This window comes from Mucilaginibacter corticis, assembly GCF_007558865.1.
Lineage (GTDB): Bacteria > Bacteroidota > Bacteroidia > Sphingobacteriales > Sphingobacteriaceae > Mucilaginibacter > Mucilaginibacter corticis.
In genome coordinates this window covers 236,028-251,137 of sequence record NZ_VLPK01000002.1, presented here as the reverse complement: position 1 = coordinate 251,137, position 15,110 = coordinate 236,028, and the positions used below count along the sequence as shown (strand labels likewise).

10 protein-coding genes are annotated in these 15,110 nt (G+C 44.1%); 6 read left to right on the top strand and 4 right to left on the bottom strand.

The window, feature by feature from the left end; all coding sequences use genetic code 11:
- Window positions 1–11 precede the first annotated feature (11 nt).
- Complete coding sequence (locus FO440_RS11765) at window positions 12–896, bottom strand: TolB family protein (RefSeq protein WP_144248466.1); 885 nt, start codon at window positions 894–896, stop codon at window positions 12–14.
- A 111-nt stretch (window positions 897–1,007) separates the two neighbouring features.
- Here FO440_RS11765 and guaA point away from each other — a divergent pair, with 111 nt between their 5' ends.
- From guaA to FO440_RS11745, 4 genes are all read left to right on the top strand, one after another.
- Window positions 1,008–2,537 (top strand): glutamine-hydrolyzing GMP synthase, encoded by a 1,530-nt coding sequence (gene guaA / locus FO440_RS11760; RefSeq protein WP_144248465.1) that lies wholly within the window; start codon window positions 1,008–1,010, stop codon window positions 2,535–2,537.
- The gene (locus FO440_RS11755; RefSeq protein ID WP_144248464.1) at window positions 2,494–3,747 is read left to right on the top strand and encodes an ABC transporter substrate-binding protein; all 1,254 of its coding nucleotides are present in this window, start codon (window positions 2,494–2,496) and stop codon (window positions 3,745–3,747) included. The genes guaA and FO440_RS11755 overlap by 44 nt, the downstream gene beginning before the upstream one ends.
- Window positions 3,744–4,904 carry an RsmB/NOP family class I SAM-dependent RNA methyltransferase gene (locus FO440_RS11750; protein WP_144248463.1) on the top strand — a complete coding sequence of 387 codons (1,161 nt, stop codon included), beginning with the start codon at window positions 3,744–3,746 and terminating at the stop codon, window positions 4,902–4,904. Before FO440_RS11755 ends, FO440_RS11750 begins: the two co-directional genes overlap by 4 nt.
- 66 nt (window positions 4,905–4,970) lie before the next feature.
- Entirely contained in the window at window positions 4,971–7,370 is a 2,400-nt protein-coding gene (locus tag FO440_RS11745; protein ID WP_144248462.1) for an ABC transporter permease, read from the top strand.
- A gap of 28 nt (window positions 7,371–7,398) precedes the next feature.
- Here FO440_RS11745 and FO440_RS11740 read toward each other — a convergent pair whose 3' ends face one another.
- From FO440_RS11740 to FO440_RS11730, 3 genes are all read right to left on the bottom strand, one after another.
- Complete coding sequence (locus FO440_RS11740) at window positions 7,399–7,977, bottom strand: MarC family protein (RefSeq protein WP_144248461.1); 579 nt, start codon at window positions 7,975–7,977, stop codon at window positions 7,399–7,401.
- A 149-nt stretch (window positions 7,978–8,126) separates the two neighbouring features.
- Complete coding sequence (locus FO440_RS11735) at window positions 8,127–9,683, bottom strand: amino acid permease (protein WP_144248460.1); 1,557 nt, start codon at window positions 9,681–9,683, stop codon at window positions 8,127–8,129.
- A gap of 160 nt (window positions 9,684–9,843) precedes the next feature.
- Window positions 9,844–12,084: a sodium-translocating pyrophosphatase gene (locus tag FO440_RS11730; protein WP_144248459.1), complete on the bottom strand. Its 2,241-nt coding sequence runs from the start codon at window positions 12,082–12,084 to the stop codon at window positions 9,844–9,846.
- 142 nt (window positions 12,085–12,226) lie between these two features.
- On the opposite strand from FO440_RS11730, the gene FO440_RS11725 reads away from it, so the two are divergent.
- Both FO440_RS11725 and dacB read left to right on the top strand, forming a co-directional pair.
- Window positions 12,227–13,666, top strand: a complete 1,440-nt coding sequence (locus FO440_RS11725; protein WP_144248458.1) for an APC family permease — start codon at window positions 12,227–12,229, stop codon at window positions 13,664–13,666.
- On the top strand, window positions 13,626–15,053 hold the full coding sequence (gene dacB, locus FO440_RS11720) for a D-alanyl-D-alanine carboxypeptidase/D-alanyl-D-alanine endopeptidase (protein ID WP_246104212.1): 1,428 nt from the start codon (window positions 13,626–13,628) through the stop codon (window positions 15,051–15,053). The genes FO440_RS11725 and dacB overlap by 41 nt, the downstream gene beginning before the upstream one ends.
- Window positions 15,054–15,110 lie beyond the last annotated feature (57 nt).

The window sequence follows — 15,110 nt, the reverse complement described above, 5'->3', positions numbered from 1 at the left end:
AGGCAAACAATTTATTGCTTCAACGACATTGAATAGCAGTTAGCCAAAAAAAGTTTATAATTATTTCCATCTAAATCTACACTGTATGTGTTAATTTCCTCAGAGTCAATTTTTGAGGCAGCAAAAAACACTTTATTATTGTTAATTGCCAAATTATTAGCGCTGTATCCTTTTGGCGAAACCCTAAGCGTTTTTTTACTATTAATATCGTAAACAAATACAGCTGATGGTGGTCCATCTTCACCGGGTTCGTTTACCATGCAATTAAAAACTATCTTTTTATTATCATTAATCGGTATAAAATCATCACTATTTGCGCTGCCTATCATACCTTTTAATTCGTGTAATCCGCCTTCCAGGTCTTGCATGTTGTAGTTTTTAATTGTTTTTCCCGTTAGATCATAGACGGTTATTTTTTGCATGTTGTGCGATATAATACTTGTACCGCCAGATAACCAATGTGGAGAAAAACTATTCTCGGCACTTATGAATTTAGGTGAAGTACTATTTGCTGAACCCATAAAAGCTATACTCCAATTTTTTTTATTAGATACATTATAAGCGATCCATTTTCCATCAGGTGACCAAATAGGGCCATAACAGTTATCATCATGTGTGTTAAGAATAATTTTAGACTTAGTATTAAGATCAATCACTCCTATGAACCGCGTAGGCCCCATTTTGGTATCCTTACCAATTATAGTATATGCCAATTTTTTTCCTTCTGGTGAAATGTTTGGGTTTACACCATCATTTGTAACAAAAAGTTCTTTTTTATCGGCTATTGAGTAAACATATATTTTTGCTTTTCGAAGGTAAGCATAATCGTAGGTGCTGGTTTGCCCATGAACCAGTGAATTAACAGCTAAAAAAAACAGGAGTAAAATATTTTTCATTTTGGTTAGGTTGACATAAAGACAGACAATAATACTCAAAATCGTTATACAAAATCCTAACTTTCTCAAATCTCACTTCTCAAATCTCGCATCTAAATCCTATCTTTGCCCATGCAAGAAAAAATCCTCATTCTTGACTTCGGTTCGCAGTTTACACAATTGATAGCGCGCCGGGTTAGGGAACTCAATATTTACTGCGAGATCCACCCATTTAATAAAATCCCTGAAGTTGACAGCACTGTAAAAGGAATCATCCTATCGGGCAGCCCTTATTCTGTTCGCCAGGAGGATGCTTTACATTTCGATTTTATGAAATTTCATGGCAAGCTCCCTTTACTGGGCGTTTGCTACGGAGCGCAATATTTAGCACATTTTAACGGCGGCGAGGTTTTGCCGTCAAGCACCCGCGAGTATGGCCGTGCTAACTTAACGTATATTAATTCGGCAAACCCCTTGTTTAAGCAAATCCCGGTAGGTTCGCAAACATGGATGTCGCACGGCGATACCATAGCTACCCTGGCCAGCGATTTTGAGATCATTGCCAGTACAGACAGTGTAAAGGTTGCCGCTTACCAGGTAACCGGCACCCAAACTTACGGCATACAGTTTCACCCGGAGGTTACGCATAGCCTTGACGGCAAGCAATTGCTGCAAAACTTTTTGGTTGATATCTGCGGATGCAAGCAAGACTGGACTGCCGACTCTTTTGTTGAAACCACCATTGCCGCGCTTAAAGAAAAACTGGGCGACGATAAAGTAGTGTTAGGGCTTTCGGGCGGTGTCGATTCATCAGTAGCGGCGGTATTGCTGCACCATGCTATCGGAAAAAACCTGTACTGCATATTTGTTGACAACGGTTTGCTGCGTAAAGACGAGTTCCAATCAGTACTTGACTCTTATCAGCACATGGGCTTAAACGTAAGGGGCATTGATGCCAAACAACGTTTTTACGATGCATTATCTGGCTTATCTGAACCCGAAGCAAAACGCAAGGCTATTGGCCGCGTATTCATCGAGGTATTTGATGATGCCGCGCATGAGGTTCAGGACGTTAAATGGCTGGGGCAAGGCACCATTTATCCGGATGTTATTGAATCTGTATCGGTAAAAGGTCCGTCGGCAACCATTAAATCACACCACAACGTAGGTGGCCTGCCCGACTTTATGAAACTTAAAGTTGTTGAGCCGCTTAATACCTTATTTAAAGACGAAGTTCGCCGTGTAGGTAAAGCCTTAGGCATTGACGATACGATATTAGGCCGTCACCCTTTCCCGGGTCCGGGCCTGGCTATCAGGATCCTTGGCGACGTCACGCCTGAAAAAGTTGCTATTTTACAAGAGGCCGATGCTATTTTCATCAACAATTTGCGCAGTGCAGGTGTTTATGATAAAGTTTGGCAGGCCGGTACCATATTTTTACCGGTACAGTCAGTAGGTGTTATGGGCGATGAGCGCACGTATGAAAACGTGGTTTGCTTACGCGCTGTCGAATCGGTTGACGGCATGACGGCAGACTGGTGCCATTTACCTTATGACCTGCTGGCCAAGATCTCGAACGAGATCATTAATAATGTAAAAGGGATTAACCGGGTAGTATATGATATCAGTTCAAAACCGCCCGCCACGATTGAGTGGGAATAAGCGGTTTATATTTTTAGGGATAGCCTTGCTGGCGGCCGCATGTTCACCAAAACTGCGGCCGGTAGCGGCACCTGTAAAAACAGAGACTGAAAAACCGGTAGTTAAAACCGAACCTGTAAAAGCCAAACCAACGCCTGTAAGGCAGTCGACTATTGCCATGCTGCTGCCGTTTGACCTTGACCGGTTAAATCCCGGCGCAAGTTATACCGAGACCGGTTTACGGCAGGCGAACATCGCTTTAGATTATTACCAGGGGTTTAAACTGGCGCTCGACTCATTAACCGGGCTTGGCTACAATTTCAAATTACAGGTTTATGATTCAAAGGGCGTGCCGTCGCAATCGCACGCGCTGGCTTATAATCCGCAGATCCGCACCAGCGACCTGATAGTAGGCCCGATATTTCCGGACGATATGAAAGCCTTTACAGAAGTAATGGTAAATGGGGTACATAAACCTATTCTCTCGCCGCTATCGCCGGCCGCACCGGCAACCTTTGCCAATGACAATTTAATAACAGCCACCCCACCACTTGAGTATCATGCACGGGCAGCCGCCAAATATATCCAGGGGCGCTTAAAGCCTCAAAAGATCTTTGTCCTGAGGTCAGGCTATTCAGAAGATAATGAATACATCAATCCTTTTAAAAACACTTTGGATAGTTTAAGTAAAGGGCGTACCCAATTAGTACAAACAACCGTATCGCGCGGCAGGCTTGATGTCCTATTGCCGCAATTTTCATTAACTACTCCCAACATTGTTATTATACCATCAACCAACCAGGCGTTTTTAACGGTTACCATGCGGTCCTTAGATTCGCTTACCAAAAAATATCCTATCATTTTGTTTGGGCACCCAAACTGGCCTAAGTTCAGCTTTTTGCGGAGCGATGTTTTGCAGCGGCTAAAAACGCATATAACCGCTGCCGACCAGGTTGACTATAAAGCCGCGGCTACGATAGACTTTTTGCGGAGCTACCGCAAAGCTTACCATACTGACGCCAGCGAATATGCTATAAAAGGCTTTGACGAAGGCTTATATTTTGGTAAATTACTTGGGGCTAATAACGGCGAGATGAAGGGAATAACCGGGAATGATTTTAATGGCATGCACAACGGCTTTCACTTTATAAAAAAACCGGGCGTAGGCTATATCAACACCCATGTAAACATAATGGATTACCGTAATTACGAATTGAAAAAGGTAGAATGAAAGCCATTAACCAGCTTAAAACATTTCAGCGCATATTGGGCGATTACCCCGCCGAAACCCCTTTAAGCAAATTTTTACCGGGCTTTTACCGCCAGAACAAGCAGATGGGCTCAAGCGACCGGCGTGTAGCCAACCGTTTGATCTATAATTACTTTCGCTTAGGTAAAGCGCTTTGGAACACCCCTACCGAAGACCGTATAATGGTTGCAGAGTTTTTATGCAATACGCAGGTAAACTCATTTTTGCAGCATTTTAAACCTGACTGGGCCGCCTGCGTAGGTTTTAACATTGATGAAAAGATAGACCTGGTAACCAAAACTTACCCCGACTTTAAGCTGGATGATATTTTCCCCTGGGCGGGGCAGATCTCTGCTGATATTGATAAAACAGCATTTCTGAAAGCATTTTTTGTACAGCCCGACCTGTTTATCCATGTACATAACGGCTATGACCATTTGGTAAAAGCCGAATTAAATAAAGCTAATGTACTTTTTAAAGACGAGGGCAATGGCTGCCTGGCACTGCCCAACGGTACGCGGTTAGAAACCATCTTCCCTACCCAGCATTGGTTTGAGGTGCAGGACTATTCATCACAACAAACGGCCAACTACTTTAAGCCCAATCAGTGGGATTCGTGGTGGGATGCCTGCGCGGCATCGGGTGGTAAATCGCTGCTGCTGCATGAGCTTGAACCTAACATTAAGCTGGTGGTATCTGACATCCGGGAGTCTATATTAGCTAATCTGGACGAACGTTTCCGCTCTGCGGGATTGTTAAAATACCAACGCAAACAGCTTGACCTTACCCAAAATAACGACCAAGCACTGCACGATTACGCTTTTGACGGTATTATCCTCGACGCGCCATGCAGCGGCTCGGGCACCTGGGGCCGCACGCCCGAGATGATCTCGCAGTTTGAGCCACAAAAGATCGAGTTTTTTCAGCGCCTGCAAAAAACTATTGCAACTAATGTCATCAAGTTTTTAAAACCAAGCAAGCCATTGATCTACATTACCTGCTCGGCCTTTAAAGCCGAGAATGAGGATGTGGTTGATTATCTGGTGAAAGAATGTGGATTGAAACTGGAAAGTATAGAAGTATTAAAAGGTTATCATAACCGGGCGGATACCATGTTTGTGGCGAGGTTGCAACGTTAAAAAGTGTTAATCTTTTCGTTTATTGTACATTAGCGGGTACTTTAGTTTTACAATAACCCGTAATCTATGCTACACAACTACTTCACTATTGCCTGGCGAAACATTCTTAAACATAAGCTTTTCTCGCTTGTTAACATCTTCGGCCTTTCTGTAGGTATAGCTTTTACGTTACTTATTGCAATATATGTGTGGCAGGAAAGAAGCATTAACAGTGAACTTAAAAACGCCGGCAACCAGTATATCATACAAAGTAAGTGGAAAACTGATGGCTTGGGTTATGAGCTTTGTACACTCGCGGCTTTACCCCAGGCTTTAAAAAAAGAGTATCCGCAACTTGTCGCCAATTATTACCATTGGGATGGCGTAAGCTGGAATATATCAAAAGGCGATAAACATTTTCGTGAAAATTTGCAAATAGGCGATGGCTCGTTTATAAAAATGTATGGTTTTAAATTACTGTATGGCGATGCCGCGACCGCGCTTAACGATCCTTTTTCTGTTGTAATAACTGCCGATAGGGCCATTAAATATTTTGGTAAAACGGACGTTGTAGGGCAAACACTTACTATTGAAAGCTCTACCGGCGTTAAACATGATTTTATGGTAACGGGCGTATTGGCTAAGTACCGCAAAAATTCGGTTACGGATGTTACTGAGCGGAGTAACAGCAACATATTTCTACCCACGTTGGCTGCGAAGTTTTTGGGGCGAGACCTTGAAAGCTGGAACAATGCCATTGTTATTGGGCTGCTTGAATTACAAAAAGGCGTTAAACCGGCCGATCTGGAAAACCCTATGAAAAGGCTTATTAAAGCAAATGCATCGCCGCAAATTGCAGCCAACCTTAGCCCATATTTGGTAGACCTTCAATCATACTATCGCGAAAACGGAATAAATAAGAGGATGCTTTATACGCTGTCGGGCATTGCCTTGTTTATTTTGCTGATGGCAATAATCAACTTTGTAAATATTTGTATTAGCCGGTCATCGCAGCGGATGAAAGAGATGGGGATCCGTAAAGTGCTTGGCGGATTACGAAAACAGCTCATTGCCCAGTTTTTAACAGAAGCTGTGTTGATGGTATTGATAGCTACTTTGTTATCATTGGGCGTTTATGCCATTGCTAAACCCTATTTTGCCGACTTGTTGACTACCGAAATGACGGGTGTGCTATCGTTCCCGTTTTACTTTTATTTTTTATTAGTATTATTCGCTTTGATAATAGGATTAATTGCCGGTTTGTACCCTGCGCTTGTACTGTCATCATTAAAATCAACAGATTCGTTAAAAGGCAAACGCGACAAGGTGAAAGACAACATATTCTTTCGCAAAAGCCTGACTACTTTCCAGTTTGCTACGGCGGCAATAGCTTTATCAGCTGCCATCATTATTTCCAGCCAGGTCAATCTTTTTTTTGGCGGGGATTTAGGGTTTGATAAAGATTACGTAGTGTACGCACAGGTGCCGCGTAATTGGTCGGCCATTGGCGTAGAAAGAATAGAAGATGTGCGTTACCAGCTTTCGCAGTTAAACCAGGTAAGATCAACTACCGTATCCTGGGAAATCCCGGATGGTAATAGCAGCGGGTCGTTGCAAGTTTATAAAACAACCGACACAAAAAACCAGGCATTTGCGTCGACATTGCTACTTGCCGATAACCAGTACGCCAAAACTTATAACATCCGTTTAAAGGCCGGCGAATTTTTTAAACAATTTTACAGCCGGGCCGACTCAAACCTGGTAGTGATCAATGAAAAACAATCAAAAGCGCTGGGATTCAAATATCCTAAAGACGCTATAGGCAAGCAATTTAATGTTGTTGATGGTGAACCGTCGACTATCTGCGGCGTAGTCGCTGATTTCAGATTTGGCCCCATGGTTGGCGATATACCGCCCATGACGTTTGTAAATTTAAACCGGCAAGTACTTTATCGCTTTATGTCAATAAAACTAAAGCCTGGAAATATACAGGCCGATATTGCCGCGCTGCAAACAAAATGGGCGCAGCTTTTACCGGGCGCGCCATTTGAATATGCCTTTATGGACGATGCCATAGCAAAAATGTATAAAACCGAAATACAACTAAAAAAAGCATCGTACATAGCCACAATTCTGGCTATTATCATTGTATCGCTGGGCGTGTTGGGATTAATATCGCTCAGCATACAAAAACGCATAAAAGAGATCGGGGTACGTAAGGTGTTGGGATCATCGGTTAAGGGTATCATCCTCTTGTTTTTAAAAGATTTTTTAGGCGTGGTGGTTATTGCCGGCATAATAGCCTGCCCCCTTACCTACTGGATGATGAACCGATGGCTGGAGAGCTATTCTGTTAAAACCCCGCTAACCGTATTACCATTTAGCATCGCGATATTTTCATTGGTGATTTTAACCTCTTTAGTTATCATATTACAAACAATTAAAGCGGCCACGGCTAACCCCATAGACAGTTTACGAACAGAGTGACAATTGTATCTTGTTTCCTGCCTCTGGCCTACAAGTGCGTATTGCTCCTGAACAGCTTAATAGCTATCGCCAGCAAAATAACACCGAAGGCTTTACGCAGTACCTCTATGCCGGTTTTACCTAACAGTTTCTCTAATCGTTGCACATTTTTAAGTACCATGTAAACAAACAAGGTATTAATTACAATACCTATCAGGATACTTTCTGTTTGATATTGTGATTTAAGCGACAGTAAGGTGGTCATGGTACCGGCACCGGCTATGAGGGGGAAAGCCAGCGGCACGATAGATACCGTGCCGGATAATTCCTCATCAGCGCTTTTAAACAGGTGGATGCCTAAAATCATCTCCATAGCGATAAAGAAGATCACCAGCGAGCCCGCAATAGCGAAGGAAGCTATATCAAGCCCGATAACATCAAGTAACTGATCGCCCACAAATAAAAATACAATCATGAGCACCAATACCACTATGCTGGCCTTTTCAGACTCGATATGCCCGGCACGCTGGCGCAGCTGGATAATAACCGGTATGGCCCCCAGTATATCGATGATCGCGAACAAGATCATGGTTACGGATAGGATCTCTTTAAAAACTAAGGGATGCATAGGATTTTGTGTTATGGATATGCAAAGCTATGAAACATTAGCAACAAAAAAGGCCCTGAATATTCAGGACCTTTTTGCGTAGAGACACAATGCTTTGTGTCTATTTTAATTTATCAGGAGACACAAAATATTGTGTCTCTACAGTTTGGTTATTCAACAAATTTAGGATTAGGTGGATCAATGGCATCTGCCGGCTTACCATGTCTTACATGCGAATGTTTAACGCTATAAGTAAAATAGATGATTATACCAAAACCCATCCAGATAAATAAGCGCAGCCAGTTTTCTAAGCCTTCGCTTGCCATCATAAATAAACAAATGATGGCACCCGCAGGACAAACCAACCAATAAATTGGCGTACTGAACGGACGGGTAATACCAGGATCTGTTCTGCGTAATATAAATATACCCACGCATACCAGCACGAACGCGAACAGCGTACCGATGCTCACCATATCACCAACAATACTATCGGGAATAAAGCCCGCAAATAATGACACCATCACAAAGAAGAACCATTGCGATTTATAAGGGGTACGGAATTTAGGGTGCAGTTTCGAAAATATCGGCCAGATCAAACCATCAGTACTCATGGTGTAAAACACGCGGGTTTGACCAAGCAACATCACCAGGATAACTGATGAGAAGCCAGCTAAAATAGCGATTGTAACCAGTTTTGCTAACCAGCCATAACCATGCATAACCGCCTGGATTGCGTAAGTAACAGATGCTTCTTTACCTTGTACCAAAAACTCTCTGTAAGAAACCAATCCGGTTAATACGTGCGAGAACAGGATGTATAAAATAGTACAGAATACCAGAGAGATCAAAATACCTTTTGGCATGTCTTTCTGCGGATTCTTAGCTTCCTGGGCAGCAGTTGATACGGCATCAAAGCCGATAAATGCAAAGAATACCACGCTCGCGCCGCGTAATACCCCCAACCAACCGTGATTAAAGGTATCAGAAAAATGAACCACACCCGTATTGGTTTTAACATCAGGTGCATTGGCAGGAATCATATAAGGAACGTGGTTAGCGGGGTTAATAAAGCTCCAGCCTAAACCAATGATCATTAATACAATGGCTACCTTAATAATAACAATTACGTTATTTACCGCAGCAGACTCTGCCGTACCTTTTATTAGTAATAAAGTAAGCATCAGCAATATGAATATTGCCGGTAAGTTTATTATACCACGGGTACCCAGTTCGGCAGCATACATTCCGGTTGTCGTAGTTGATACTTCGAACGGTGAATGTGATAATGCAAACGGTATATGGACATTAAAGAATGTTTCGAGGAAGGTATTAAAGTATTGCGACCAGCCTATAGCTACAGTAGCTGCACCTAATGCATACTCAAGCACCAGATCCCAACCGATTATCCAGGCAATGAATTCGCCCATAGTAGCGTAAGAATAGGTGTAAGCCGATCCTGCTATGGGTATCATACTGGCAAATTCGGCATAGCATAAGCCTGCCAGGGCGCAACCTGCGGCTGCAATTAAAAATGAAATGGTAACGGCCGGACCGGCATGCTCGCCTGCTGCTGCTGCTGTACGCACAAAAATACCCGCGCCAATAATAGCGCCGATACCCAAGGCAATAAGAGAGCCAACACCGAGTGTACGCTTTAATGTTTTTTCCCCCTCTTTCGAAGCGGCCATTAATTGCGCCAAAGGTTTTCTAATAAATAGCTTCATGTTTTTATAAAAAGTCAGTTAATCTTTGTCCCAAACATACTTAATTTTTCTGAAAAAATTGATGGATACAAATTCAGCTCAATTAAGTTTCATTATTACGCCTAATCAACAAAAAAGGGGTGCTGTTTGCATCCCTTTTTTGTTGATTACTATAAATTGACTACAATTTCTTATCGATTTTGATCACATGCGTGTTCATTGATTGGATTTTGATGTCCTTTTGCAAACGCGAGCTATGATCAACCGCATTATTTAAGTGCGGAGCGATAACCAGCGACACAATAGACATCAGTTTGATCAAAATATTCATGGACGGGCCTGAGGTATCTTTAAACGGATCGCCTACGGTATCACCGGTTACGGATGCTTTATGCGGGTCAGACTTTTTGTAGTGCATTTCGCCATTGATCTCAACACCTTTCTCAAATGATTTCTTGGCGTTGTCCCAGGCACCACCGGCGTTGCTCTGGAAGATGCCCATCAGCACGCCCGATACGGTAACACCTGCCAGTAAACCGCCTAATACTTCAGGGCCAAAGATAAAGCCGATAACTATCGGGGTGATCAAAGCGATAAGGCCCGGGGCAACCATTTCACGGATAGAAGCTTTGGTCGATATGGCCACGCATTTTTCATATTCGGGTTTGGCTTTGTACTCCATAATGCCGGGAATCTCGCGGAACTGGCGGCGAACTTCTTCTACCATTGCCATTGCAGCGCGGCCCACTGCCGAAATACATAGAGCCGAGAAAATGAAAGGGATCATCCCGCCTACAAATAAGCCTGCCAATACGTTGGCTTTATAAATATCAATATGCTCAATACCTGCAACACCCACAAAAGCGGCAAATAAAGCTAATGAAGTTAATGCCGCCGAAGCGATGGCAAATCCTTTACCTGTAGCTGCTGTGGTGTTACCTACCGCATCTAGGTTATCTGTACGGTGGCGTACTTCTGGCGGTAGTTGGCTCATTTCTGCAATACCACCGGCGTTATCGGCAATAGGGCCAAACGCGTCGATAGCTAACTGCATGGCGGTAGTTGCCATCATACCTGCAGCCGCGATGGCCACACCGTATAAACCTGCAAAGAAATATGAACCATAGATACCGGCAGCTAAAACAATAATCGGCAATACAGTTGACTCCATACCGATAGCCAAACCACCGATAATATTGGTGGCATGACCGGTTGATGATTGCTTAATAATGCTCATTACAGGGCGTTTACCCATAGCAGTATAGTATTCGGTGATGATAGACATTAGCGTACCAACTACCAACCCTACCAGGATAGACCCGAAGACACCATTTTTAGTGAACACCAAAGAACCTTCCTTGAGAGCGCCGCTGGCATCCAGGTCGCGGGTTAAGTGCATGGCATCATTTGGCAGCATCCATTGCACCACAAAATAAGTGGCTATGGCTGTTAATATGATGGATGCCCAGTTGCCTATGTTCAATGCGGTTTGCACGCTTGAATTTTCGTCTTTAATTTTTACTAACGCGGCGCCTACTATCGAGAATATCAAACCTAAACCGGCAATTACCATCGGCAATAATACCGGGGCTATACCGCCAAAATTATCATGCGATACGATCTCACGGCCCAGTACCATCGTAGCCAGCATAGTTGCCACGTACGATCCGAACAAGTCAGCGCCCATACCTGCTACGTCGCCTACGTTATCGCCTACGTTGTCGGCAATTGTTGCCGGGTTGCGCACGTCATCCTCTGGGATACCTGCTTCAACCTTACCCACCAAGTCGGCACCTACGTCGGCAGCTTTGGTGTAGATTCCGCCGCCCACACGTGCAAACAACGCGATAGATTCTGCACCCAATGAGAAACCTGCCAGTACATCAAGCGCTTTGGCCATTGCTTCGCCGTTAACGCTGCTGCCTGCAACATTAACCACATACATGGTATAAAATACAATAAATAACGAACCCAAGCCGATAATAGCTAAACCTGCTACACCTAAACCCATTACAGTACCTCCGGTAAATGATACCTTAAGTGCCTGTGCTAAACTGGTTTTTGCAGCCTGTGTTGTACGTACGTTTGATTTGGTAGCGATGCGCATACCCAGATATCCCGCGAAAGCGGATAAAAAAGCACCGATAACAAATGATACAGCAATAACAGGGCTTGAAGTAACCACTGTGGTGCCAGACCATGCCAGCAGGATACCTGCCACTACCACAAAGTAGCTTAGTATTTTCCACTCGGCACGTAAAAAGGCCATCGCACCGTCGGCTATGTAGCCGGCAAGCTCGGTCATTGACTCATCGCCGGTTGGTTGTTTGGTAACCCAGGCCGACTTGATAATCATAAATAGAATCCCCACCAAACCAAATACGGGAATAAGGTAAATTAAGTAAGTGTTCAGAAAATCCATATAGTATTATAGTTTATAATTAGTTTATAATTTTACTTGGTGTGTAAATTGGTTTTGCAAATTAAACAAATTAATTTCTTTACAATAGCCTGTCAATTATAAAGTTTTTTGAATAGTTTAGAACTTTAAATACATATACTGAATGAGTAAACAAACCGAGCCCACCAAATTAAAAGCTTCATTAGGCTTATTAGACGGCACCATGATCGTAGCCGGATCAATGATAGGCTCTGGTATTTTTATTGTAAGTGCCGATATTATCCGCAATGTAGGCTCGTCGGGCTGGTTGATAGCGGTTTGGCTCATCACCGGTTTCATGACCCTTACCGCCGCCGTTAGCTACGGCGAACTGAGCGCCATGTTCCCTAAAGCAGGCGGGCAATACGTGTATTTAAAAGAGGCTTATAATAAGCTGATAGCCTTTTTATACGGTTGGAGCTTCTTCGCGGTGATACAAACCGGCACTATAGCGGCAGTGGGTGTAGCATTTTCAAAGTTTACCGCCTATTTAATACCTGCGGTGAGCGAGGACCATATACTGTTCTCGACCATGGTTGGCACTTATAATTTCAAGATCAGCGCGGCGCAGTGTGTTTCTATCGTGCTTATTATCTTTCTTACCTATATCAACACCAAAGGTGTGAAGAGCGGCAAGATCATCCAGAACTTGTTCACCATTACCAAATTGGCCAGTTTATTCGGGCTGATCATTTTTGGTTTGATAATGATCAAGGGCGATGTATGGCATGCTAACTGGACCAATGCCTGGAATATTCACAAGTTAGACAGTACATCTTCTTATACTATGGCGGCGGCGCTTGGTGCTATTGCGGCATCAATGGTAGGATCGATATTCAGCAGCGATGCATGGAACAATGTAACCTTTATAGCCGGCGAGATGCGCAACCCGCAACGCAATATAGGTTTGAGTTTGTTTTTGGGAACGTTAGTAGTAACGATCATTTACGTAAGCATCAACTTTGTTTATACCGGTGTTTTGCCTTTAGATGCTATTGCGACGGCCGAGAAAGACCGGGTGGCGGTTTCGGCAGCGCAGGTTATTTTTGGCCCGATAGGTACTGTGGTTATCGCGGTCATGATCATGATATCAACCTTTGGCTGTAACAATGGCCTTATCCTTGCAGGTGCACGTGTATATTATACCATGGCCAAGGATGGCCTGTTCTTTAAGCGCACAGGCACTTTAAATAAGTTTGCGGTACCAAGCTTCGGTTTATGGATCCAATGCGTTGTAGCCTGTATTTTATGCCTTAGCGGTAAATATGGCGACCTGCTCGATATGATATCATTTGTAGTAGTAATATTTTATGTGCTTACCATTTTGGGTATCTATATCCTGCGGATACAACGCCCGGATATGCCCCGCCCCTACAAGGCATTTGGCTACCCGGTATTACCTGCCGTTTACATGCTGATGGGTTTGGCGTTTTGTGTATTGCTGATCATCTACAAACCACAATTTACCTGGCCGGGCCTGATCATTGTGTTGATAGGCATCCCCATTTATTATATAACAAAGTATGTTGCAAAAGATGAAGCGCCCGCTGATAGCCCTGTTTAGTTTATTATTGATATTTAGCCAGGCTTGGGCACAAACCTCTTTACAGCAAAAACTATCAGCAGCCTTTAGCCGTTTGCAGGCCGACAGCCAATGTAAATACGCCCTCGCATCGCTGACTGTATTGGACGTCAAGACGGGCGAACAAATATTTACAAGCAACCCGAATGTAGGTTTGGCTCCAGGATCTACCTTAAAAACGGTGACCACCATTACCGCCTTTAACTTATTGGGCAAGGATTTTAAATATCAAACCCCCTTTGGCTACAGCGGTACCATAACTGATGGCACATTAAACGGCGACCTGATCATTAAAGGTACCGGCGACCCAACCCTGGGCAGCTTGCGCTGGGAAAACACCACTCAAAGCTTTGTGCTTAACGCATTGGTTACTGCGCTTAAAAAAGCAGGCATCAAAAAGATAAACGGACGTATTATTGGCGATGACAGCCTGTACGGCACGCAAACTATACCCGACGGCTGGATCTGGCAGGACCTGGGCACTTATTACGGCGCAGGCGCCACCGCGCTTTGCTGGCATGAGAACCAGTTTGATATCAACCTGAAAACCGGCCCCGTGGGTACGGCTATTAAAGTGGCGGGCACTACGCCGGCCGTCCCTTACCTTACTTTTAAGAGCGAGCTAACCAACGCTGCTGCCGGCACGGGCGATAACGCTTACCCATATTTACCTACAGGCTTGACCAATATCATGTACCTGCGTGGCACTTATGCTGTCGATCAAACAAAGAAACTGGTATCGGCCGCATACCCTGATCCTGCTTATGATGCCGCGTTCAGACTGCTGGATACTTTAAGACGGCTGGGTATCATAGTTACGGGTGCTGCCGAATCAAGCCTGAGCCTGACGGCCAAAGGTGTGCAGACACCGGAGATGACCGCTACACTTACCACGCTGACATCGCCCAGCCTGAACCAGATCGTATACTGGACCAACCGCAAAAGCCTTAACCTGTATGCCGAAGAATTGCTGAAAGCCATTGCCGCCAAAGCCGGGACAGCGGTGACGACACCTAACGGCGTTGCCGCTGTGCAAAGCTTTTGGAAGGCGCGTGGTATAGATGTTAATTCGATGGATATGATTGATGGCTGCGGCTTGTCTCCCGAGGACAGGATCACTACCATGACAGTGGCAACCATCATGCAATCGGCAAAAAAAGAAGCCTGGTTTAATGATTTTTATGAGAGCCTGCCCATTTACAATGACATGCACATGAAAAGTGGCAGCATCCATAACGTGCAGGCCTATACCGGCTATCAAACCCACCAGGGCCGCGAATTGGTGTTCAGCATTATGGTAAACAACTACAACGGACCGGGCAAAGCAATACGGGAAAAGATGTTCAGGGTTTTGGATGAGCTTAAATAGTTATTGGTCATTAAAGCAACTGTTTGTTTGGTGTCTGTTCCACGCGAATGTGTGACA

Coding starts and splice junctions, on each gene's coding strand:
- FO440_RS11765 (WP_144248466.1), bottom strand. CDS start 896: ATGAAAAATATTTTACTCCTGTTTTTTTTAGCTGTTAATTCACTGGTT.
- guaA (WP_144248465.1), top strand. CDS start 1,008: ATGCAAGAAAAAATCCTCATTCTTGACTTCGGTTCGCAGTTTACACAA.
- FO440_RS11755 (WP_144248464.1), top strand. CDS start 2,494: ATGATATCAGTTCAAAACCGCCCGCCACGATTGAGTGGGAATAAGCGG.
- FO440_RS11750 (WP_144248463.1), top strand. CDS start 3,744: ATGAAAGCCATTAACCAGCTTAAAACATTTCAGCGCATATTGGGCGAT.
- FO440_RS11745 (WP_144248462.1), top strand. CDS start 4,971: ATGCTACACAACTACTTCACTATTGCCTGGCGAAACATTCTTAAACAT.
- FO440_RS11740 (WP_144248461.1), bottom strand. CDS start 7,977: ATGCATCCCTTAGTTTTTAAAGAGATCCTATCCGTAACCATGATCTTG.
- FO440_RS11735 (WP_144248460.1), bottom strand. CDS start 9,683: ATGAAGCTATTTATTAGAAAACCTTTGGCGCAATTAATGGCCGCTTCG.
- FO440_RS11730 (WP_144248459.1), bottom strand. CDS start 12,084: ATGGATTTTCTGAACACTTACTTAATTTACCTTATTCCCGTATTTGGT.
- FO440_RS11725 (WP_144248458.1), top strand. CDS start 12,227: ATGAGTAAACAAACCGAGCCCACCAAATTAAAAGCTTCATTAGGCTTA.
- dacB (WP_246104212.1), top strand. CDS start 13,626: ATGTTGCAAAAGATGAAGCGCCCGCTGATAGCCCTGTTTAGTTTATTA.